Here is a 599-nt window from a genome sequence, read left to right as displayed (position 1 = left end):
TTCTTGCTGCAGGATTTCCAGTGTTTCGCGCGCTTCGCGCAATATGTCATTCTTCCAGGTGACGAGCTTTGAGCGGAAGTAGGATTTCTGCCGCTCGTTCATGAACGGCTCGTCTTCGGAGGGTACGTAATCGGCGGTAACGATGTCGTTCATTCGACTCACCCAAACTGCCCCAAATTTGGCGCCTATATATTCGTCGTCCGACGCCTGCACAAGCGCAATCGGCCGCTGTTTCACGCAATTGTTAAAGTACCCGGGCACGCGTCTTTGCAGCCGCGTACGGTCGCTTTGGTACAAACTCCGCCGCGACACTTTGGATCCGGTGACGCATATTTTCCCTGATCGCGGTGCCCCCGGGGCCGATATGCAAGCGCATTTTGCAGCAGCCAGCGTTGGCTGATTCGCCGTGTTTGAAGAGCACGGGCCATTGTGCGCGACGCCGTTCTCGTGGCTAATCCCGGAAGGCTTCGGCATTCGGAGGTTGGGTGAGCAGGCTTTATCTGTTGCGACATGCCAAGGCTGGCTGGGCATTGCCCGGCATGCGCGATTTCGACCGTCCGCTCGATGCGTCCGGCCGCGCCGATGCCGAAATGATAGGC

General features: G+C 57.9%; 2 pseudogenes. One reads left to right on the top strand and one right to left on the bottom strand.

The window, feature by feature from the left end:
- A pseudogene (locus tag ENZ74_RS33740) lies at nucleotides 1–153 on the bottom strand (RNA polymerase-binding protein DksA); the annotation flags it as partial.
- A 332-nt stretch (nucleotides 154–485) separates the two neighbouring features.
- Between ENZ74_RS33740 and ENZ74_RS35570 the strand changes: the two are divergent.
- Nucleotides 486–599 (top strand): annotated as a pseudogene (locus ENZ74_RS35570) (histidine phosphatase family protein); the annotation flags it as partial.

The organism is Mesorhizobium sp. M7A.F.Ca.CA.002.15.2.1 (assembly GCF_003998715.1).
GTDB lineage: Bacteria > Pseudomonadota > Alphaproteobacteria > Rhizobiales > Rhizobiaceae > Mesorhizobium > Mesorhizobium ciceri.
Note: the sequence above shows the minus strand (reverse complement) of the source record. Positions and strands in the feature narration are given on the sequence as shown.